Here is a 21,129-nt window from a genome sequence, read left to right on the forward strand (position 1 = left end):
TATCTTTTTAGTTACTGGCTTTAAATGCTTTAACAGCTTCCACTAACTTAGGAACCACTTCAAAAGCATCTCCTACAATACCGTAATCAGCTGCCTTAAAGAATGGTGCTTCAGGATCTGTATTAATTACAACAATCACCTTACTACCATTTACACCTGCCAAGTGTTGAATTGCTCCGGAAATACCAATCGCAATGTATAAGTTAGGACGAATAGCTAAACCAGTTTGTCCAACGTGCTCATGGTGAGGTCTCCAATCTAAATCAGAAACCGGTCGAGAACAAGCTGTAGTCGCTCCTAAAGCACTTGCTAAATCTTCAACCATTCCCCAGTTCTCAGGTCCTTTTAATCCACGACCGGCAGATACAACCAATTCAGCTTCTGGAAGAGGTACTTGTCCACCTAAATCTTCTTTACGTGTTTCTTTTAAAGTAACCTTCGCACCTATAACATTTCCGTTAAAATCTTCAATTGCTGGACTACCAGTCATTTCAACCGCACCTACAGAATTTGGCATGATACCAACAATTCTTACCGCACTAGAAATTTTCACTCTTGCAAACGCTTTTCCTGAGAATACAGCACGTTTAACTACAAAACCATCCGATAATTCAGGATAATCTAATACACCTGCAACCAAACCAGCTTTCATTTTAGCGGATACAATCGGTGCCACAGATTTTCCTGTTACATCATATGAAAAAATGATCGTATCTGCTCCAACTCTTGTTGCTGCTTCTTCTACAATTGATGCCATTTGAAAAGGTTGAACTTCATTGATGTTTCTTTCAACCATAATCTTACCCGCACCGTAATTTCCTAATTTGTTGAATTCCTCATCGGAAGCACCACCAAAAGAAATAACGTTTAATTCAGTTCCGGCATCTGATGCCAATTTCGCTCCATAAGAAACTGCCTCAAAAGAAGCTTTTACGAGTTTACCTTCTGAACTTTCTGCAAAAACTAATACTGACATAATTATATAACTTTAGCTTCGGTGTGTAATAATTCAACTAATTGCTCAACATTCTCTGCGTCAATCAACCTCACGGCAGATTTAGCTTCGGGCAATGAATATTCTATGATTTCTGTAAGTGCGTCTGCTTCAACCGCTGGAACTACTTCTAACTTTTTAGTTCTTGCAGCCATAATTCCTCTCATATTTGGAATTCTTTGCTCAGCCATTCCCTTTGCAGCACTTAATACAAATGGCAATTCAGCTTCCAGCACTTCTTCACCACCTTGAACTTCACGCTCAAAAGTCGCCACATTTCCATTCACATCTAATTTAGATGCACTTGGCAAATAAGGCATATCCATCATTCCGGCAATTAATCCGCCTACCTGACTTCCATTATAGTCTACAGTTTCTTTACCCACAAGGATCATATCATATCCTTTATCCTTTGCATACTCAGAAATTTGAGTTGCAACAAAATATGCATCTTTAGGTTCTGCATCAATTCTTACCGCATCATCAGCACCAATTGCCAATGCTTTACGAATAATTGGATCTGCGTCAGCTCCGCCTACAGTAATTGTAGTTACTGAACCACCGTTAGCTTCTTTTAATTCCAATCCTCTTACCAATGCATACCATTCATCGTATGGGTTGATAATAAATTGAACACCTGCTTCATTAAACTTCGAATTACCTTCTGTGAAGCTAATTTTTGAAGTTGTATCAGGCGCTTTACTTATTGCAACTAATATCTTCATGTGTTTGTATTTTAAGTCGGTCAGCAAAAATAACCAACAAATCATTAAATAGTTATGCCTGCATAATAAAAATCAGGCTATTTATAATAGGCGCGCGAAGATATATTATAAAGGGTTCTATACCGAATATTTTCAGTCGATTCTGAACAAATTAGTTCAAATTTACCTAATAATGACTAGCTGATTATTAGCGTAAAAGTGTCTGCGACAAAATAGTTGTAAAAATCTTCAATCTCTATGAATCCAAAATATGACAAACTATGTATTTTTGCCGCCTAGAAAAATAATTGCATATGCGAGTAATACAATTTAGAGAGGCGATTCAAGAAGCAATGACGGAAGAAATGAGAAGAAACGAAGACGTTTTTCTTCTTGGAGAAGAAGTTGCTGAATACAACGGAGCATATAAAGCTAGTAAAGGAATGCTAGACGAATTTGGTGCAAAACGTGTGATTGACACGCCAATTGCTGAATTAGGTTTTGCAGGTATTGCGGTGGGTGCTGCAATGAATGGCTTGAGACCGATTGTTGAGTTTATGACCTGGAATTTTGCCATCTTAGCAGCTGATCAAATTATAAACAGTGCTGCTAAAATGATGCAAATGTCAGGTGGTCAATTTGGAAACCCTATTGTTTTTAGAGGACCAAATGGTCAGGCAGGACAGCTTGCTGCTACACACTCTCAAAGTTTCGAAGCATTGTATGCGATGGTTCCGGGGCTTAAAGTAATTACACCGTCCACACCATATGATGCGAAAGGATTATTAAAAGCTGCGATTCGTGATGACAACCCGGTTGTTTTTATGGAAAGTGAAGCCATGTATGGTGATAAAGGTGAAGTACCTGAAGGAGAATATGTATTACCAATCGGTAAAGCGGATATTAAAAGAGAAGGTACGGATTGTACCATTGTTTCTTTCGGTAAAATCATCAAAAGAGCGCACGAAGCCGCTGAAGTTCTTTCCAAAGAAGGAATTGAAGTTGAAATCATAGATTTAAGAACTATTCGTCCATTGGATGTGGATACAATCATTCAATCTGTAAAGAAAACCAACCGTGTGGTTCTTTTAGAAGAATCATGGCCGTTTGCTTCTGTCTCTTCTGAAATCACATACCAAATTCAGAATAATGCATTCGATTATTTAGATGCACCAATCAGAAGGTTGACTCAATCTGACACGCCTTTTGCGTTTGCAAAATCGTTGATTGAAGAAGCTCTTCCTGGAGTTGAAGACATTGTAAAAGCTGTAAAAGCTTCAATGTATAAACTTTAGACCTCATTTGATTTATAAGGTTCTATTTGTTTAAAATTCTTAATAAAATATAAATAAATATATTTGCGCCCCCTTTTATAAGGGGGCGTTTTATTTAACTTAATTTAAAACTATAGAATGGAATCAATGATGATTTACATGCCAATCGTATTGGCAGTAGTAGGTTTGGCCTACATGATGATGAAAAAGTCTTGGGTAATGAAACAAGACGCAGGTGATGGAAAAATGAAAGAAATTTCTGACCACATCTATGAAGGTGCTTTGGCATTCTTAAATGCAGAGTATAAACTATTAGCCATGTTTGTGGTTATTGTAAGTATTGCTCTTGCTGGAATTTCATTTATCGTTCCTACCACTCATATAATGATTGTAATTGCTTTCATTTTTGGAGCTTTCTTTTCAGCATTAGCTGGAAATATGGGAATGAAAATCGCTACTAAAACAAACGTTAGAACAACTCAAGCTGCACGTACAAGCTTACCAAACGCCCTGGGTATTTCTTTTGGTGGTGGTGCTGTAATGGGACTTGGAGTTGCTGGACTAGCAGTTTTAGGTTTAACAGCTTTCTTCATTGTATTCTATAATATGTTTATGGGTGGATCATGGACTTCTGTTGGAGACATGACCATCGTATTAGAAACTTTAGCTGGTTTCTCTTTAGGTGCAGAGTCTATTGCATTGTTTGCACGTGTTGGTGGTGGTATTTATACCAAAGCTGCCGATGTAGGTGCTGACCTTGTTGGTAAAGTTGAAGCCGGTATTCCAGAAGATGATCCACGTAACCCAGCAACTATTGCAGATAACGTGGGGGATAACGTGGGTGACGTAGCAGGTATGGGTGCCGATTTATTTGGTTCTTATGTGGCAACCGTATTAGCAGCAATGGTATTGGGTAACTATATCATTAGAGATATGGGTGGTGACATCACTACCGAAGGTTACGGTGGTATTGGACCGATTCTTTTACCAATGGCAATTGCCGGTGCAGGTATTATCATTTCTATGATTGGTACTATGTTGGTAAAAATCAAAAGCAATGATGCTAAAGAATCTGAAGTGATGGGTGCACTAAACATCGGTAACTGGGTTTCTATTGCATTGGTAGCAATTTCAAGTTACGTTTTCACTGTAGAATTATTACCAGAAACAATCAGCATGGAATTCTTTGGGAAAGGATTAGTAGATGTTCCTGCGATTAACGTATTCTACGCAACATTAGTAGGTCTATTTGTAGGGGGTGTTATTTCATCTATTACCGAGTACTATACCGGACTAGGTAAAAAACCAATTTTAGAAATCGTAGAAAAATCAAGTACGGGTGCAGCAACCAACATTATTGCTGGTTTGGCAACAGGTATGATTTCTACTTTCTCTTCTGTTATCTTATTTGCTTTAGCTATTTGGGGTTCATATGCATTGGCAGGATTCTACGGGGTAGCATTAGCGGCATCTGCAATGATGGCCACTACAGCTATGCAATTAGCGATTGATGCTTTCGGCCCAATCGCGGATAATGCTGGTGGTATTGCGGAAATGAGTGAGCAAGATCCTATCGTTCGTGAACGTACAGATATCCTGGATTCAGTTGGTAATACTACTGCTGCTACAGGTAAAGGTTTCGCGATTGCCTCTGCTGCGTTAACTTCTTTAGCGTTGTTTGCGGCATACGTTACATTTACAGGAATTGACGGAATTAACATTTTCAAAGCACCGGTATTGGCAATGCTTTTCATTGGCGGTATGGTACCAGTTGTATTCTCTGCATTAGCAATGAATGCTGTAGGTAAAGCTGCAATGGAAATGGTATATGAGGTAAGACGTCAGTTCAAAGAAATTCCTGGTATCCTTGAAGGAAAAGGGAAGCCAGAATATGATAAATGTGTGGCTATTTCAACCCAGGCTTCTTTGAAGCAAATGATGTTACCAGGATTATTGACTATTGGCTTCCCAATTGTTATTGTAGTTGTTCCTATGGTAATGGGAATTGACAACAACCTTATCGCTGAAATGTTAGGTGGATATATGGCTGGTGTAACTGTAAGTGGTGTTCTTTGGGCGATCTTCCAAAACAACGCTGGTGGTGCATGGGATAACGCTAAAAAATCATTCGAAGCAGGTGTTGAAATTAATGGTGTAATGACTTACAAAGGGTCTGACGCGCATAAAGCAGCTGTTACTGGTGATACTGTAGGTGATCCATTTAAAGATACTTCTGGTCCTTCAATGAATATCTTGATTAAGTTAACCTGTTTGATTGGTTTGGTAATTGCTCCAATCTTAGGTGGTCACTTAGACAGTGAAGATCACGGTGATGGATTAACTAAAGAAGCTGCAGCTCATATTGATGCTGAAATCGAAGCTATGGAAACGGAAGAAGCGCAATTAACTCCGGCTAAAGATTTAGCTGAGCTTAATGGTGCGTGGAACATTGACGAATCTCATACTTATGTGGATTTCGGAATTCGTCACTTATTAGCTACTTCTAAAGGTAACATTAATAAAGTATCTGGTTCAATCGACTTTGGTACAGATTATACTGCTACTAAAATGAATATCTCAATTGATGTAAATGCGATCAACACTTCTAACAAAGACAGAGATGATCACTTGAAAAACGAGGATTTCTTTGATGTAGCAAAATACCCAACTATCGATTTCGTTTCTAATAGTATTTCTGTTGAAGGAGATCGTTATGTAGCACATGGACAATTAACTATGCACGGTGTCACTAAAGATGTTTCAATTCCATTTGAATATTTAGGTAATCAAGAATCTCCATTCAAAAAAGGATTGTACGTTGCTTCTTTAGTAGGTAACTTAAAAATCTTAAGAAGTGATTACGGAATGACTTATACTGCTGTAGGAGCTCTTGGAGATGAAGTTTCAATTGAAATTTCTGCTGAAATTGATCAAATGAGAGGTGAATAATCCACTCTTTATATAGATAAAACTAAAAAGGCTGAATCAATTGATTCAGCCTTTTTTATGTCTCATAATTTAATCCTAATTCTCTAAATATTTGTATTCATAAAAATCGATTGTTTGATTATTCGTATCCAACGCAACTTTGGTTAATATATATCCTTCTTTATTGTATGAATACTTGTAACGTTTTAATTCCGTTTCATACACAATTTGCCCTCCGCCCATTGGAGTCGTTTGAATATTAACGATTTGCTCCACCGGATTATTCACTGAAATAGAAACTTCGTCCAAAGAAACCATCCAAAATCGATGTATTGGATTATTGAATTGCTCAAAAGAATAAGTGATCGATTCATTGATCTCTTCATTGGGGTTCACAGCATTGTATTTACATTTATCTACATTACCATACGCATTAATGGAAAACTCCCCGGTAAATGACAAATCCTTCTTACTCCAACCAATCTTTCTCATTCTGTCTTTATTATCGTAGGTAATATTATACACCTTTTCATCAGGTGTTCCTTTTCCCTCTTCAATAATTGTAAGTAACCCTTTTGAGTCATACACATAATGTGTATTCAAACGTGAATCATCTTTAGCTGAAACCCTGGTCGCCAGGGTTAATTTTCCGTTGTCGTAATGAAATTCCGAGTAATCTGTAAGCTCCCCTTTGTTATTATAATGATTTAGGTTCAATAACTTCGAAGAAGTGTATATATATTCATTTTGCAGTGCACCATTCCGCAATACTTTTACCGTATATCTCTTATCAGAATCTGGTTCTATATTATCTTTCTTACACGCACCAAATAAAACCAAGGATGTAAGTACAATAAAGGTTATTGTTTTTTTCATAAGATTAAATTTATTAGCTCAAAGCTAAAAAATAATCTTATAAAATTCTATCTCTTAGTTTTTAACCTCTCACAAACGGATTAGAAAATTTCTCTGCACCGATGGTCGTCTCTGGCCCATGTCCGCAATACACCACCATATCATCCGGCAAAGCATACATTTTTTCAGAAATAGATTTAGCCAACGTATCAAAATCACCACCCGGTAAGTCTGTTCTTCCAATGCTATTTTGAAACAAAACATCTCCAGCAACTACCCAGCCTGATGATTCACATACCAAAGCAACATGCCCGGTTGAATGACCAGGAACGTGAATCACTTTTATTTGCACTCCATCCAATTCTAAAACATCTCCATCTTCTAAAAAATGTGTAATTGGTGGAGATGGAATGTGTGGTAATCCATACATCTGACATGCACGTTCATTTCCGGATAGGGTAACTTCACCATCTTTATGACCGGTTGGAAGTAACCCCCATTGATCATACACAAATTGATTCCCAAAAACATGATCCAGGTGGAAATGCGTTAAAATCAACTTTTGCGGCTGAAGCCCACGCGCTTCAATAAATTCTCTCAACTGATTATTCTCTGTCGAATTAAAACATCCTGGATCAACAATAAAACATTCTGAATTATTCCCTTCAATTATAAAAGTATTCTCTTGAAATGGATTAAAAACCAACTTATGTACCTTCAACATGCGTATAATATTTGATCGCAAAAATTAAATTTAATGCGCAACACAATAAATCTTATTTTTACGTCTTTTATCTTTGATAATTATTAAACCACAAATTTAGGTTGATCCTGAATGAATACAACTTTAAGATACCATCTTTTATTCATAGTTATTTTATTCCTCGGAATATCTCAATCTGCATATGCCCAGTTTTATAGAGGTTCTTATCAGGAATTTGGAAAAAACAGATTACAGTTTTTCACCCCCAATTGGCAGCACATGGACTATGAAGACTTCAACGTGTATTTCTATGGTACCGGAAGGCCTTTAGCAGACTATACTGCAAAAGAAGGGATCCAAACTTTAAAATATCTTCAGGATATTCTGGATTACCGAATGCGTGGTAAAGTGTTTATTCTAGTGTTCAACACTCAAGCTGAGTTTGAACAAAGTAATATTGGTTTAGAAATTCCGGATGCCAACAACATTGGAGGGACAACGCATTTACAAGGAAATAAACTCTTCATTTACTTTAACGGAAGTCATAAAGATTTACAAAGACAAATTCGTGGTGGTCTAACAGAAGTTATCGTCCGTCAATTAATGTTTGGTAAAGACTGGAAAGAAATGGTTAAAAATTCTGCTTTGATGACCGTACCCAACTGGTATATCAATGGTCTGGTTTCTTATGCCACGCAAAATTGGAGTGTAGATATTGATGATAAATTGAGAGATCTGGTACTGAACGGTCAAATGGGAAAAATCAACCGTTTGACTGGTGAGGATGCCAAATTTGCCGGACATGCTTTATGGTATTACATCTCTGAAGTCTATGGACCTGAGGTTATTCCTAACATCCTCTATATGTCCAAAATCAGTAGAAATATTGAAAGTGGATTTCTATTTGTTTTGGGACAATCTATGCCCAGTCTGGTCGAAGCTGCACAGAAATACTATCTGGCCAAATACGTAGCAGACGATGCCCAACGAACATTGCCGATAAGTGATGAATTAAAAATCAAAACTAAAAAAACACGTACCTACCAAAGAGTTTCTTTAAGTCCTGATGCCGAATATGTAGCATTTACATCTAATGAATTGGGACAATATAAAGTTTGGTTACATCATGTGGGAAAAGAGAAAACCAAACGAATCATGAAGGGGAATCATAAACTGGATAAAATTCCGGATGTCAGTTATCCATTATTGGGTTGGAGTCCTTCTTCCGATATTCTTGCTGTGGTTTATGAGAAAAAAGGTATGGTTTTACTTGACCTTTATGATGTCAACACCAAGAAATGGGATCAAAGAGAACTCGTGAGAGTAGACAAAGTATTAGGCTTCAACTTTTCCAGTGATGGAAAAAAACTGGTTATCTCTGCGATTAAGAGTAGTCAATCGGACTTGTTTATATTCAACCTGTCTCAAAACTCTATGCGACAAATCACAAATGATATTTATGATGATTTGACTCCGAGTTTTGTCCCGGGAACCAATGAAATCATATTTGCATCCAACCGGGGCACAGACTCCATCGCTATCAAAGATGATGTAACTCAAATGATGGAAAATACCGATTTATTCCTCTTTGACTACAAAGAGAAACCTAAACCAAAAACCTATAAACGTTTGGTCAACTCTCAGGACTTTAACGAACAACTCCCGTATGCTGTTAATGAAAAGTACTTTACTTTCTTAAGTGGGGAGAATGGAATTCGCAATCGTTACATTGGACAAGTGGATAGCTCTATTACCCATATTGATACGGCAATTCATTACAGATACTTTACCAAAACAGTTCCGGTATCTAACTATAAACGAAATATTCTATATCAGTCCATTAGTTTGGAAAGCAAACAATATGCTGAAATGATAAAGTATCAAGGTAGATATCATTTCTATATTGAAGATTTTGCAAACGTTGAAGAAAAAGAGGTTGCTGAAACCAAATACAAAGAAACGATTGATAAAAAAGAAGCTGCACAGAAGAGATTAAAATATGAAGAAGGCACACAGTTTGACGTGGTCGATCCCCCAGTTAGAGATCAACAGGTATTTTCAGATAGTTCAGATATTGATATTAGTAATTATACATTTAATGGGGAGACTCCTATTCGTGTAACTGAGCCTACGGGACCAATTAAAAACTCCAAACTGATCACACTGAAAACAGTTCAAACTGAAAAGGTAGAATCAAAACCTGAGGTCTTTAAATTTCCGAAACAAGAAAACTATCGTTTGGCATTCTTAGCAACCGATGTAACCACCGCAGTTGATTTTGATTTTGCGAATCAACTCTACCAACCTTTCAATGGAGGCCCCTATAATAACCCGGGAATGGGTGCAGTGATCAAAATCAGTTTATTTGATATTATGGAAGATCATAATATCACGGGAGGCATGCGTTACGGACTGAACGGAAGAAGTACGGAGTACTTTTTAAGTTATACCAATCGTAAAAAACGAATGGATAAAAAATATAGTTTCCAACGTCAAAAACTATCTCAAACTACAACGGACAACTATAACGTTGAGTCAATTATTCACCAAGCGAAAGTCACGTTCTCATGGCCATTTAGCAATGTACTGGCATTAAAAACAACTTTCAATGTTCGAAATGATCGTAACATTTTAAAAGCCATTGATGACCAATCTCTACAAGCTGATGATTTCAGTTCTAGCTGGGGAGGAGTCAAACTCGAATTGATTTTTGACGATACCCGTGATATTGCGATGAATATCAAAAATGGCACACGCTTCAAAATTTTTGCAGAATCTTATGCTGAGATTGACCAAAGTGTAAAAGACATCAACATTGTTGGTTTAGACTTTAGAACGTATACTAAAATCCACAGAACAATTATTTGGGCGAATAGAATAGCAGCAAGTACTTCGTTTGGGCAAAGAAAACTGGTGTACTATTTAGGATCCGTAGATGAATGGATCAACTTTGGCGACCGATTCAATACGCAACAAAACATTGCCAGAGATCAAAACTTCTTCTGGCAAGCTCTGGCTACAAACATGAGAGGTTTTAATCAAAACATTCGTAACGGGAATACCTTTGCTGTACTCAATTCTGAATTAAGAATTCCTATTTTCCAGTATCTCATTGCAAAACCAATTAAATCAGAATTTGTTAAGAACTTCCAGATTATTGGATTTGGAGATGTGGGTACCGCCTGGACTGGACCAGACCCGTATAGTGATGAAAACGCTTTCAATACCAGAGTTATTAATCAGGGTGGTAGTGATGTGACTGTAAGGCTTAATAACAAAAAAGACCCATTAGTTGGAGCGGTAGGATTTGGTTTTAGAACAAAACTATTAGGCTACTTTGTGAGATGGGATTACGGGTATGGAATTGAAGATGGTGAGTTCTTAAAGCCTATGGCACATTTAAGTCTGGGATTAGATTTCTAAAAAAAGAGGCATTCACTTTTTTGCGAACACCTCTTATCTAAGTTCTATTTTGATTAACTAATTATAAATAGAGACATTATCTAATTAAAACAACAAACTACTTAATCAATAGGGCGATAGAACCTAAATTATTAATTAAATTAATGATTATCCGATTTTACCGGAACGTCATTGATTACGTTGTCTCCATAAGTAAATCCACCTTTTCCATTCCAGCTATTATCAATAGCCATATGTGCAGAGAATTTTCTTAATATCGATCCAATTGCCGGAGGTGGAAATGACTCAACATACTCTCCTTCCAGTGCAACGATTTGAGTGATATTTCCCAAACCAGTTGGACGAATTTGGCCTTTTACATGGACCAAAATATGGCTGTTAGGGCCCGGAATTGCCTGAATGATTTCTACTACTCCAGATACACTATGTGACCCTGGTACAACTACCAATGAAAAATGTGCAATTGGTGCACCTGGCATTCCAACATTACCAATTGTACCTTTACTTAAATACGCTCCGACCATTACGGATTCATTATGTGCTACTTCTGTGCTCATCTTAATTATATTTTAAAACTTGTTTATCCTACTCTATTAAGGTTTTTCGGATTCACCTGTATAATTACAATGGATTGCAGCTGCATGGTTAGATTTTAATTGTAATTACCTTACAAGTTTATTGGAGATTTAAATGAAAAAGAACCGTAATAATGCCTGTTTTAGAAAAACAGGTATAACCACCCACCTAAACAAATAGTTAATAATCAATTAATTAAACCAAAACAAAAAGCTGAATTTTCAACTATTTATGGTACAGTTATTGGTTAATCGGCAAACCAAAATTTATTTAAAAACGTTATACAATTCGTAATACCATGCACATGAGAAACATAATCGGTTCAACAACTATTATTATTTTTTCTATTCTGACATCTTGTACGACACCAAACATTGTTGTTTCAGAGAATCTAAAAACCAATACATCTGTGATGGATGCCAAAGGAAGACAAGGATTACAATTCAATCAGGTGATCACATTTGGAGATTACAACACATCAAAGGTTAAACGCGGCTGGACATTAGGATATGATATCTCATTTGTTACCCGATTTAAAGGTGCTAAGGAAAAATTAAACTTCATTCAATTCACCCCCGAAAAACGTGCTTATGTTCTCGCAGTAGGAAAATTTAAATCTACTGAATTAGAACTTTTAAATGGATTCCTTTCTTATGCCTTTCAATATGAAAACTACTTCGCAGGCTCAATCATTCCTTCTGATACTCCAAGTGATGTCTGGGAGTTCATTATCCACAATCCTGAAGGCGGCACTTTAGGTGATTTTGAATGTGGGATCGCTAAAGACAAAAATGGAAATGAAATCCTGATTAAAGGTGTCAGAGAAATTGAAAAACAGGCTAATTGGGTGAAATTAGACAATTTCGGATTTGAATTTATATATAAAGATCAGGCAATTGGAGCTGTTTCAACATTAAACAATGGAAGAGTTTGGATCAAAAATGATATTAGTGAAGAATTAAAACTCGTGCTGTCATGTATGTCTTCTTCTCTTCTGGTCAGACATAGTATGCAAGAAAGCGTTTCAGATGAAGTATATTAGTGGCAAAACTTCATCGGATGGCACAAATTTATGTTCAACAACTCTCTTCAGAAAATCTGGATGAAATCGTCCTACTTACGAAACACCTCAATCCTAACATTGAGATTGAAGTTTTAAAGAAAAGACAACTGGAGATGTTCCAATTAGACCACTTTATTTGCTTTGGCATATACAAGGGGCAAAAACTTATTGGGGTTTCTGGAGGATGGATCACGGTTCGATTGTACTCAGGTAAACAACTTGAAATTGATAACTTTATCATTAATCCTGATATCCAGTCCAATGGGTATGGCCAACAATTACTGGACGCTATGCAAAACTGGGCTTTAACACAAAACTGTGAGACTATAGAATTAAATACATATGTTCAAAATAGCAGATCGCATAAGTTTTATCACCGAAATGATTTTTCAATACTTGGATTTCACTTCCAGAAAAAAATCAATTAATACTTTGAGTATTCATCCATATTTAAATCATTAAATTTGATTCCATTATTCAGTCAAAAAGGAACAACTATGCTTAAAAGAACTTCAGCTATATTTTCTATTCTATTTCTTGGAATTGCAATTATGTCATTTAAATCAAACAATATGCACAATCATTCTATTTATGATATTCAAATCAACTCACTCATGGGAGAACCCATTGATTTAAATGAGTTTAAAGACAAAAAAATGTTATTTGTTAATGTAGCTTCCGAATGTGGGTTTACACCTCAATATGAAGATCTACAAAAGTTACATGAAAAATATGCAGATCAATTGGTGATTATTGGTGTTCCTTGTAATCAATTTGGTGGTCAGGAGCCTGGAAATGCAAAAGAAATTTCTTCATTCTGTAAGAAAAATTATGGGGTAACATTCCTTCTAACCGAGAAAGTGGACGTAAAAGGACCTAACGCGCACCCGTTATATAAATGGTTAACAGATAAACATCAAAATGGCATGATGAACTCGGAAGTAAAATGGAACTTCCAAAAGTACCTTGTAGATCAAAATGGTCATTGGCAAGAGTATTTCTCATCTAAAGTAGAACCTTTAAGTGCAGAACTGACTTCTGCTATTGAAAAGTAAATTTCACCAATAGAAAACATTACTACTAAAAGCTCAACATCCCGGTGTTGGGCTTTTTTTGTTTTTAGCCCTTATTAACTCCTCTAAATTCTGAATCTTAATGAGCTTCAAATAATTCGGATAGATAGTCTTACCTATCTTTGGCGCCAAATCAGCATTGATGCATAAAAAAGAATATACCATGGTAGAAATAATAATACTCATCCTTATTGGGATCGCAGCAGGTGTTTTGAGCGGATTATTTGGTGTTGGAGGCGGTGTCATTATTGTTCCTGCTTTTGTTTTCTTTTTAGGAATGACGCAACATCAAGCTCAGGGAACAAGTATCGGTCTCATGTTACTCCCGATCGGTATCTTAGCCGCATATAATTATTACCAATCTGGGAATCTTGATATTAAAGCAGGATTAATTGTCGCATCTGCTTTTGTTGTTGGTGGTTACTTTGGATCAAAACTTTCATTAGGTATCGATGAATATCTTCTTAAAAGAATCTTTGGTTTACTCATGTTATTTATTTCTATTAAACTTATTTTCTTTAGTAAATAATATATGGATTCTTTAAAAAATAAAGTACTCGAATTAGCTGAGATTTTTTTTCCTCAGGTAGTTACCCAAAGGAGACATTTGCATCAATATCCTGAGCTTTCTTTTGAAGAATTTGAAACCTCGAAATATATTACGCAACAGCTAGATCTTATCGAGATTCCATATGAAACAGGTTATGTGAAAACCGGTATTGTTGCATTAATCAAAGGGAAAAATCCGAATAAAAAAACGTTTGCGCTCCGTGGAGATATGGATGCTTTACCCATTCATGAAAATACGGGGCTAGATTTTGCTTCCAAAAACAAAGGTGTTATGCATGCTTGTGGTCATGATGTACATACTAGTTGTGTTTTAGGAGCTGCAGCCATTTTGAACTCTCTTAAAGATCAATTTGAAGGGACGATCAAACTCATTTTTCAACCAGGAGAAGAAGTTTTACCTGGTGGAGCTTCATTAATGATTAAAGAAGGCGCATTAGAGAATCCAAAACCAGCTGGAATTGTGGGACAACATGTTTATCCACAATTTAAATCCGGAACTGTTGGATTTAGAAAAGGAATGTATATGGCTTCAACGGATGAAATTCACCTCATAGTAAAAGGAAAAGGTGGGCATGCTGCTGAACCGCATTTAATTACCAATCCGATTTTAATGGCTTCTGAAATCATTTTAGAAGTGCAAAAAATAAATGCATTGGGTAAAGAAAAAAATATCCCAACCATTGTTTCCATTGGCTTTGTCGAAGGATTGGGCGCAACCAATATTGTTCCTGATCAGGTATATATTCAAGGCACATTCAGAACTTTGAATGAAGAATGGAGAAAAGAAGTCCATCAAAAAATCCGTAATATTTGTTCTGATATAAGTTCTAAATACCAGGGAGATGTAGATACAGACATTCGAAATGGATACCCTTATCTGGAAAACAATCCGGAATTAACAGAACGTGTACAGAATTATGCTATTGAATTGTTGGGGTCAGAAAACGTTAGGCAATTAGACTTACGCATGGGGGGCGAAGATTTTTCTTACTATACACATCATATTCCGGGGTGTTTTTATCGATTAGGAACAAGCTATCCTGACCAACCATCAACTGGTTTACATACCTCCACATTTATGGTCGATGAAAAAGCATTAAAAACTGGTATCTCTCTACTTTCTTGGATAGCTTTGCAGGAATTAAAACATTAAGTAGTAGTTATGCGCTATTTCATATTCATATTTTCAATTTTAACTGTCCAAATAATAAGTTCTTCTTGTCAAAACGAAGAAGAGCAAGCCTGGTTAAAAACAATGCATACGCATGATGAAGTAATGCTCAAAATGCAGGAAAACGGAGAATTACAAGCCAAGCTTAATGAACTCATAGTAAGAGCTGAAAGAGATTCCGGTTCTGTCCTTTTTACACACTTAGATACTTTAAAAATGGCATACGATGATTTAGCATTATCTGATGAAGAAATGATGGATTGGATGGCTGCCATTCAAGCACCTAAACAAGGTGATGATACAGATTCGATTTTACAATATTTATCTGAACAGGAAAAAGCAATTATCGAAGTGGGTGTTCATATGGACCAGGCCGCGGATCAAGCAAAAAACATTTTGAAAAGTTTGGAAAAATAATGAAACTATTTCCTTTTAGAATCATTCTACCATCATTGATCTTATTGATGGTTTCAGGATGTATTGAGCGTGTGGTTCAAAAAAACGAACTGCCGGTTTACGGATCAAAAGAAATTCTGGTCAAAGGTGAAGATGGACTTGACAAATTAGACACCATTACATTAAAAATTGATTCCTTTCAAGTCATGGATCAAGATAGTCAGATTGTTACTGCAGCTGACTTTAAAAATAAAATCTATGTAGTGGATTTCTTCTTTACCCACTGTCCAACCATCTGTCCAATCATGACCAAAAATATGTCAAAAGTGTATGATGAATTTAAAACCGATGATGAAATCATGTTTTTATCTCATACCATTGATATCAAAAATGACTCTGTACCTCAGTTAAAGAAGTATGCTTCAAAAATTGGGATCACATCTCAAAAATGGCATATGGTCACAGCTGATAAAATGGTGATCTACAATTTGGCTGAACAATACATGGTAAGTGCTGAGGAAGACCCTAATTCGCCAGGAGGGTACATGCATAGCGGGGCTTTTATTTTAATGGATGGTCAACATAGAATTAGAGGCTATTATGATGGTACACTTGAAGAGGATACCGAACAAATGATAGCGGATATAAAAGTGCTCAAAAAAGAATCCAATGAACGTTAATATTCGCGTGGCCATATTAGGCGGCTTTGTCTTCATACTTTTGGTGACGATGTTCTTCCGATCTTGTAGCAAACCTCCACAAAAAGGCGCTCAGGTTTATGAAAAAAAATGTGCTGACTGCCATGGCGCAAACGGTGAAGGTTTCAGAAATCTCATTCCACCTCTCAATAATGCGGATTTTTTAGATCAACATGCAGATGATTTTGCCTGTATCGTGGCCTATGGAATCGATGATACCATTGTCGTGAATGGAGTTACATTTCATCAACCTATGGCTGGTATTCCTGAACTCAATGAAGTAGAAATTGCGAATGTGGCCAACTACGTTTATGAGCAATGGAGTACTTCAAAAAAGAAATTTTCACCAAAAGAGGTAGAAACTCGAATTGCCAATTGCGAATAAGAAGCAAATCATTACATTTGTGGCATCAAAATACGGTACAATGGTAAGCAACGATTTTAAAGAAGAAAATGAATCTCTACTCACTCAAATGTTTGATGAAACCACAAAAGGTTTTGGTATTTTTTGGGTAGTGTTGGCTTTAGCTGCAATTTTCTCTGTAGTTATTGGGATTATAGCTTAATTTCTTATCCCAAAAAGATATTAAAGAGGCTTCGGGCCTCTTTTTTTATGTCTTCAAATCCCATTTTCGGCTCTAGTTTATCTTCCTACCTCTCCCCTTTTACTTTAGTTATAATTTTTACCTTTGCGCCTCAAAAATTTTAAATAAAAAAATATGGCAGGTGTAGAATTTTTTGGTGCTGAAGAGCGCAAAGAAGTTAATGAAGTTTTAGATACTGGAATTCTATTTAGATATGGCTTTGACGAAGCTAGAAAAGGCATGTTTAAAGCAAAAGAATTGGAGGCTGAAGCCGTAAAATATACTGGAGCAAACTATGCACACGCAGTATCAAGTGGATCTACAGCTGTAACTACTGCTTTGGCGGCAGCAGGCATTGGATTGGGAGATGAAGTAATCGTAACTCCATTTACGTTCGTTGCAACTGTTGAAGCGTTAATGTTAATTGGTGCTTTACCAGTATTTGCTGAAGTAGATGAAACTTTATGTTTAAGTGCTGAGGGAATCAAAGAAGTTTTAACTCCAAAAACGAAAGGAATTTGCCTGGTACATATGTGTGGCGCTGCTGCAGATATGGATGCTATTATGCCAATTGTTGAAGAGCACAATCTAATTCTGGTGGAAGATGCTGGACAAGCTCTAGGCGCCTTCCATAAAGGAACGTCAGTTGGTTTATTTGGAAAATCAGGATGTTTCTCATTCGATTTCTTTAAAATCACGACAGCTGGTGAAGGTGGGCTTTGCATTACCAACAATGAAAAAACCTATAACCACATGGCTGAGTATTCTGATCACGGACATACTCATGTTGGCGATAACCGTGGAATGGAGCCTCACTACATCATGGGGACAAATTTTCGTTTAAGTGAAGCTAATGCTGCGGTAGGTAAAGTTCAAATGCAAAGAATTGAAACCATCCGTAATAACAACAAAAAACATAAAGCAATCTTAAAAAATGCTTTATCTCAGATAGATGGTGTGACTTTCCGTCATATGCCGGATCCTGAGGGTGATTCTGCAACATTCTTAAATTTCTTTATGCCTTCTGCTGAGTTGGCGCAAAAAGCAATGGCACAATTTGCAGAAGATGGTATTGCAGGGTTCAACTACTGGTATACCAACATGTACCATTTCATTAACCAATGGGATCATATTAAAGATTTAAAATCACCAAACAAATTGGCAATCCACCATTTTGGTGCACCTCAAGACTATAATGCATTGAAACTACCAAAATCAAACGAAGTGATTGGTAGATTGATTTCTTTAGGTATTCGTGCCAACTGGCCGGAAGCTGAATTAGAAGAATTTAAATCTAAAATGGTTGCAGCCATTCAAAAAGTATTAGCATAATTATCTTATAAAAAGACAGGTATGTTTAACAATTTCAAAAACGTAGATAAGGTAGTCTATGGACGTGGCGCCTTTAATCAATTAGATGATATCTTAACTACTAAAAGACATCTTAACGATGGATTCATGGTATTTGTCGTGGACAATTACTTTAATGGTAAAACCGAATTCACAGATCGTATTCCCGTTAAAGAAGGTGATGTGATCAGGTTTATTGATGTGGATCCTAAAGAACCTACCACCGAACAAATTGATGAATTAAGAGATACTGTTTTAGCCGAAAATGGACTTCCTGCCGGAATTATTGGAATTGGCGGTGGTAGTATCATGGATATTGCCAAAGCAAGTTCTTTGATGTTTACCAACGAGGGTTCTTCAACTTTATATCAAGGTTTAAATCTTGTCAAAAGGGAAGGTATCTATCATGTAGGAGTACCAACTATTTCAGGAACTGGAGCGGAATGCTCTATGACCGCGGTACTTTCAGGACCAGAAAAAAAACTTGGATTAAAATGTGATTGGACTGTTTTTAACCAGGTGGTTTTAGATCCTGATCTTACTGCTACAGTAGAAAGAAACCAATGGTTTTATACTGGTATGGATACTTTCATTCATTGTATAGAAGCTGAATCGGGACAATATTTCAACACTTATAGTAAGGTATATGGAGATCAATCTCTAAAACTTTGTCGTGAAGTGTTCCTGGGGCCTGATGCCGGACAAACTCAGGAAAACAATGAAAAATTAATGATGGCGTCTTTATTTGGTGGGCTGAGTCTAACCTATTCTGAAGTAGGTGCATGTCACGCATTATCTTATGGAATGTCATTTGTTTTTGGTACCAAACATGGTTATGCAAACTGCCTGGCGTTTAATCATCTGGAAGAGTTTTATGGTGATGCAGTTGCTGAATTCCGTGAAATGATCAAACAAAATAATATTGATTTACCTCAAAATCTGGCTAAAGACTGGACAGATGAAGAGATTTCTCAAATGGCAGAAGTTGCTTACAACCTTCCACATATGTGGAGACATGCGATTGGAGATGACTGGGAAGAAAAATGGACCAGACAAGACATTGAAGCTTTATACAGAAGACTTTAATCATACTAAAAAGCTCTACGTAAGTAGGGCTTTTTTATTTCCTCCGCGAATCTGACTAAAATCATTATTTTTTTTGACTTTTAACCATTGACGGATATACAATCATCTCATACATTTGTACCAGATAAAGTTAAACAATGTTCAAGCCATTCGGTATATTTCTTTTGAGTTTATTCCTGTTTTCACAGGTCTATAACACGTCAGTATGGCTTCATTATCAATTAAATGTTGATGAGATTACCGATTTATTCTGTGAGAATACAGATAAGCCTGAAATGAATTGTCATGGTACATGTCATTTAAAAAAACAAATCATTCAAACAGATCAAAATGTTCCAATTGAATCTGAAAATGTATTTTACTTAAATGAAATTCAACTTTATTCAAATCAAGATCACACAGAAATCTTAATTCCTAATTCAGCTGATGTAAAACATCTCACTTTGTTTACATCCAGCTATACTTTCCTAGAGGAAAATCAAATTTTCCATCCTCCTAAAGTAGCTTAAGTTAGAGTATCCCATGCTCTAAGTTTATGGTACATGTATAGTTTAAATCAATAAGTCTATTTATTAAATCCTAAAGTGAATTTTTTGGACAGTTATTCACTTTACATCACTCTGGTTCTAGTGCTTTTACCAGGTGGATTATGGATATATTTTTCTGCACGTACTTATTCATATGGACTAACAAGAAGCCATAAGCCAACTCATTACTTTAGTAAAAGGGAATTTGGACTCTCTTTTACTAAAGTTAATTTCAATCAAATATCACATTAAATCAAACAGCCATATTGGCTTCACAGGAAGATTTTGCTTCCGAAATACAAGAAAAATGAAAAATTTTAAATACATCACATTCTTATTATTTGCAATCGCAGCATTTACCTTAGGTAGCTGTAAAAAAGAAACAACTGACCCACCTACTCCAGTCGATCCATTTGAAAACTTAACATACATTGGAGAAACGCAAGCTGTTGGAGCTGGTGCCATTGCTAAGATTTATGCTGAAGAAGCTCTTTTTGTAGGTTACAACCGTATTTACGTTGCTTTATATGATTCTGCAAATCCTCAAACACAACTTACAGATGGGCATGTTACATTTAACCCGATGATGGATATGGGAATGATGCAACATAGTTGTCCTTTCGAAGACCCATCAACCACTGTTGAACCAAACACAAAGGCATTTAAAGGTTCTATTGTATTTATTATGCCAACTACGCCAACGGGAAGTTGGACATTAAATGTAAACGTTCATAATCATGCCATCAATAAAATGGGTGTTGCTTCTTTAGCGATTAACGTTGTAGAAAAAGCTGAACCTAAACTTATTTCTTTTGTTTCTGATTTTGATAGCAAAAAACTGTTTGTAACGCTGATTGAACCTACAGAACCAAAAGTGGGGATTAACGACATCACTTTCGGTATTTATGAAAAGCAAAGTATGATGAGTTTCCCGGCTGTTGATGGATATATGATGGAAATGGAGCCTGAAATGCCAAGTATGGGACATGGTTCTCCAAACAATGTAAATCCGGTTTCAAAAGGCAACGGAATGTATACCGGAGCAGTAAACTTCACCATGACGGGTTACTGGAAAATCAATCTCGATTTTAAAACTTCTAGTGGAGATACTATTAAACTCGATCAATTCTTTGATGTAACATTTCAATAATTCG

General features: G+C 36.3%; 21 protein-coding genes. 16 read left to right on the forward strand and 5 right to left on the reverse strand.

The window, feature by feature from the left end:
- Positions 1–7 precede the first annotated feature (7 nt).
- On the reverse strand, positions 8–976 hold the full coding sequence (locus KFE94_03765) for an electron transfer flavoprotein subunit alpha/FixB family protein (protein ID UTW67243.1): 969 nt from the start codon (positions 974–976) through the stop codon (positions 8–10).
- Between the two features lie 2 nt (positions 977–978).
- Entirely contained in the window at positions 979–1,719 is a 741-nt protein-coding gene (locus tag KFE94_03770; GenBank protein ID UTW67244.1) for an electron transfer flavoprotein subunit beta/FixA family protein, read from the reverse strand.
- A gap of 293 nt (positions 1,720–2,012) precedes the next feature.
- Between KFE94_03770 and KFE94_03775 the strand changes: the two genes are divergently transcribed.
- Positions 2,013–2,993 carry a pyruvate dehydrogenase complex E1 component subunit beta gene (locus KFE94_03775; protein ID UTW67245.1) on the forward strand — a complete coding sequence of 327 codons (981 nt, stop codon included), beginning with the start codon at positions 2,013–2,015 and terminating at the stop codon, positions 2,991–2,993.
- A 117-nt stretch (positions 2,994–3,110) separates the two neighbouring features.
- A complete protein-coding gene (locus KFE94_03780; GenBank protein UTW67246.1) occupies positions 3,111–5,921 on the forward strand; it encodes a sodium-translocating pyrophosphatase in 2,811 nt (936 codons plus the stop codon).
- 75 nt (positions 5,922–5,996) lie between these two features.
- On the opposite strand, the gene KFE94_03785 is transcribed toward KFE94_03780, so the two are convergent.
- Together KFE94_03785 and KFE94_03790 are read right to left on the reverse strand one after the other, a co-directional pair.
- Positions 5,997–6,776 carry a hypothetical protein gene (locus tag KFE94_03785; GenBank protein ID UTW67247.1) on the reverse strand — a complete coding sequence of 260 codons (780 nt, stop codon included), beginning with the start codon at positions 6,774–6,776 and terminating at the stop codon, positions 5,997–5,999.
- A 61-nt stretch (positions 6,777–6,837) separates the two neighbouring features.
- The gene (locus KFE94_03790) at positions 6,838–7,479 is read right to left on the reverse strand and encodes an MBL fold metallo-hydrolase (GenBank protein ID UTW67248.1); all 642 of its coding nucleotides are present in this window, start codon (positions 7,477–7,479) and stop codon (positions 6,838–6,840) included.
- Positions 7,480–7,590: 111 nt separating this feature from the next.
- Between KFE94_03790 and KFE94_03795 the strand changes: the two genes are divergently transcribed.
- Entirely contained in the window at positions 7,591–10,881 is a 3,291-nt protein-coding gene (locus tag KFE94_03795) for a hypothetical protein (GenBank protein UTW67249.1), read from the forward strand.
- 140 nt (positions 10,882–11,021) lie between these two features.
- Here the strand turns inward: KFE94_03795 and KFE94_03800 are convergent, their stop codons facing one another.
- Positions 11,022–11,438, reverse strand: coding sequence for a DUF1842 domain-containing protein (locus KFE94_03800; GenBank protein UTW67250.1), 417 nt, complete (start codon positions 11,436–11,438; stop codon positions 11,022–11,024).
- Positions 11,439–11,761: 323 nt separating this feature from the next.
- Between KFE94_03800 and KFE94_03805 the strand changes: the two genes are divergently transcribed.
- The 13 genes from KFE94_03805 to KFE94_03865 all read left to right on the forward strand — a co-directional run bounded on the left by KFE94_03805 (position 11,762) and on the right by KFE94_03865 (position 21,125).
- Positions 11,762–12,499, forward strand: coding sequence for a hypothetical protein (locus KFE94_03805; protein ID UTW67251.1), 738 nt, complete (start codon positions 11,762–11,764; stop codon positions 12,497–12,499).
- Between the two features lie 17 nt (positions 12,500–12,516).
- Positions 12,517–12,948 (forward strand): GNAT family N-acetyltransferase, encoded by a 432-nt coding sequence (locus KFE94_03810; protein ID UTW67252.1) that lies wholly within the window; start codon positions 12,517–12,519, stop codon positions 12,946–12,948.
- Positions 12,949–13,071: 123 nt separating this feature from the next.
- Complete coding sequence (locus KFE94_03815; protein UTW68204.1) at positions 13,072–13,575, forward strand: glutathione peroxidase; 504 nt, start codon at positions 13,072–13,074, stop codon at positions 13,573–13,575.
- Between the two features lie 181 nt (positions 13,576–13,756).
- Complete coding sequence (locus tag KFE94_03820; protein ID UTW68205.1) at positions 13,757–14,122, forward strand: sulfite exporter TauE/SafE family protein; 366 nt, start codon at positions 13,757–13,759, stop codon at positions 14,120–14,122.
- Between the two features lie 3 nt (positions 14,123–14,125).
- Positions 14,126–15,316, forward strand: coding sequence for an amidohydrolase (locus KFE94_03825; protein ID UTW67253.1), 1,191 nt, complete (start codon positions 14,126–14,128; stop codon positions 15,314–15,316).
- 9 nt (positions 15,317–15,325) lie between these two features.
- Positions 15,326–15,751 carry a hypothetical protein gene (locus tag KFE94_03830; GenBank protein UTW67254.1) on the forward strand — a complete coding sequence of 142 codons (426 nt, stop codon included), beginning with the start codon at positions 15,326–15,328 and terminating at the stop codon, positions 15,749–15,751.
- Positions 15,751–16,410, forward strand: coding sequence for an SCO family protein (locus KFE94_03835; GenBank protein ID UTW67255.1), 660 nt, complete (start codon positions 15,751–15,753; stop codon positions 16,408–16,410). The genes KFE94_03830 and KFE94_03835 overlap by 1 nt, the downstream gene beginning before the upstream one ends.
- The gene (locus KFE94_03840) at positions 16,400–16,813 is read left to right on the forward strand and encodes a cytochrome c (protein UTW67256.1); all 414 of its coding nucleotides are present in this window, start codon (positions 16,400–16,402) and stop codon (positions 16,811–16,813) included. Before KFE94_03835 ends, KFE94_03840 begins: the two co-directional genes overlap by 11 nt.
- Before the next feature lie 19 nt (positions 16,814–16,832).
- On the forward strand, positions 16,833–16,994 hold the full coding sequence (locus KFE94_03845; GenBank protein ID UTW67257.1) for a hypothetical protein: 162 nt from the start codon (positions 16,833–16,835) through the stop codon (positions 16,992–16,994).
- A gap of 153 nt (positions 16,995–17,147) precedes the next feature.
- Entirely contained in the window at positions 17,148–18,344 is a 1,197-nt protein-coding gene (locus KFE94_03850; GenBank protein UTW67258.1) for a DegT/DnrJ/EryC1/StrS family aminotransferase, read from the forward strand.
- A 21-nt stretch (positions 18,345–18,365) separates the two neighbouring features.
- Positions 18,366–19,448 carry an iron-containing alcohol dehydrogenase gene (locus KFE94_03855; protein ID UTW67259.1) on the forward strand — a complete coding sequence of 361 codons (1,083 nt, stop codon included), beginning with the start codon at positions 18,366–18,368 and terminating at the stop codon, positions 19,446–19,448.
- Between the two features lie 137 nt (positions 19,449–19,585).
- On the forward strand, positions 19,586–19,957 hold the full coding sequence (locus KFE94_03860) for a hypothetical protein (protein ID UTW67260.1): 372 nt from the start codon (positions 19,586–19,588) through the stop codon (positions 19,955–19,957).
- Between the two features lie 325 nt (positions 19,958–20,282).
- The gene (locus KFE94_03865; protein UTW67261.1) at positions 20,283–21,125 is read left to right on the forward strand and encodes a FixH family protein; all 843 of its coding nucleotides are present in this window, start codon (positions 20,283–20,285) and stop codon (positions 21,123–21,125) included.
- Positions 21,126–21,129: the final 4 nt, after the last annotated feature.

The sequence above is a fragment of the bacterium SCSIO 12643 genome, from assembly GCA_024398135.1.
GTDB lineage: Bacteria > Bacteroidota > Bacteroidia > Flavobacteriales_G > Salibacteraceae > CAJXZP01.

Excerpts from the sequence above, each read along its gene's own strand:
- KFE94_03765 (UTW67243.1), bottom strand. The coding sequence starts at position 976 with ATGTCAGTATTAGTTTTTGCAGAAAGTTCAGAAGGTAAACTCGTAAAA.
- KFE94_03770 (UTW67244.1), bottom strand. The coding sequence starts at position 1,719 with ATGAAGATATTAGTTGCAATAAGTAAAGCGCCTGATACAACTTCAAAA.
- KFE94_03775 (UTW67245.1), top strand. The coding sequence starts at position 2,013 with ATGCGAGTAATACAATTTAGAGAGGCGATTCAAGAAGCAATGACGGAA.
- KFE94_03780 (UTW67246.1), top strand. The coding sequence starts at position 3,111 with ATGGAATCAATGATGATTTACATGCCAATCGTATTGGCAGTAGTAGGT.
- KFE94_03785 (UTW67247.1), bottom strand. The coding sequence starts at position 6,776 with ATGAAAAAAACAATAACCTTTATTGTACTTACATCCTTGGTTTTATTT.
- KFE94_03790 (UTW67248.1), bottom strand. The coding sequence starts at position 7,479 with ATGTTGAAGGTACATAAGTTGGTTTTTAATCCATTTCAAGAGAATACT.
- KFE94_03795 (UTW67249.1), top strand. The coding sequence starts at position 7,591 with ATGAATACAACTTTAAGATACCATCTTTTATTCATAGTTATTTTATTC.
- KFE94_03800 (UTW67250.1), bottom strand. The coding sequence starts at position 11,438 with ATGAGCACAGAAGTAGCACATAATGAATCCGTAATGGTCGGAGCGTAT.
- KFE94_03805 (UTW67251.1), top strand. The coding sequence starts at position 11,762 with ATGAGAAACATAATCGGTTCAACAACTATTATTATTTTTTCTATTCTG.
- KFE94_03810 (UTW67252.1), top strand. The coding sequence starts at position 12,517 with ATGGCACAAATTTATGTTCAACAACTCTCTTCAGAAAATCTGGATGAA.
- KFE94_03815 (UTW68204.1), top strand. The coding sequence starts at position 13,072 with ATGTCATTTAAATCAAACAATATGCACAATCATTCTATTTATGATATT.
- KFE94_03820 (UTW68205.1), top strand. The coding sequence starts at position 13,757 with ATGGTAGAAATAATAATACTCATCCTTATTGGGATCGCAGCAGGTGTT.
- KFE94_03825 (UTW67253.1), top strand. The coding sequence starts at position 14,126 with ATGGATTCTTTAAAAAATAAAGTACTCGAATTAGCTGAGATTTTTTTT.
- KFE94_03830 (UTW67254.1), top strand. The coding sequence starts at position 15,326 with ATGCGCTATTTCATATTCATATTTTCAATTTTAACTGTCCAAATAATA.
- KFE94_03835 (UTW67255.1), top strand. The coding sequence starts at position 15,751 with ATGAAACTATTTCCTTTTAGAATCATTCTACCATCATTGATCTTATTG.
- KFE94_03840 (UTW67256.1), top strand. The coding sequence starts at position 16,400 with ATGAACGTTAATATTCGCGTGGCCATATTAGGCGGCTTTGTCTTCATA.
- KFE94_03850 (UTW67258.1), top strand. The coding sequence starts at position 17,148 with ATGGCAGGTGTAGAATTTTTTGGTGCTGAAGAGCGCAAAGAAGTTAAT.
- KFE94_03855 (UTW67259.1), top strand. The coding sequence starts at position 18,366 with ATGTTTAACAATTTCAAAAACGTAGATAAGGTAGTCTATGGACGTGGC.
- KFE94_03860 (UTW67260.1), top strand. The coding sequence starts at position 19,586 with ATGTTCAAGCCATTCGGTATATTTCTTTTGAGTTTATTCCTGTTTTCA.
- KFE94_03865 (UTW67261.1), top strand. The coding sequence starts at position 20,283 with ATGAAAAATTTTAAATACATCACATTCTTATTATTTGCAATCGCAGCA.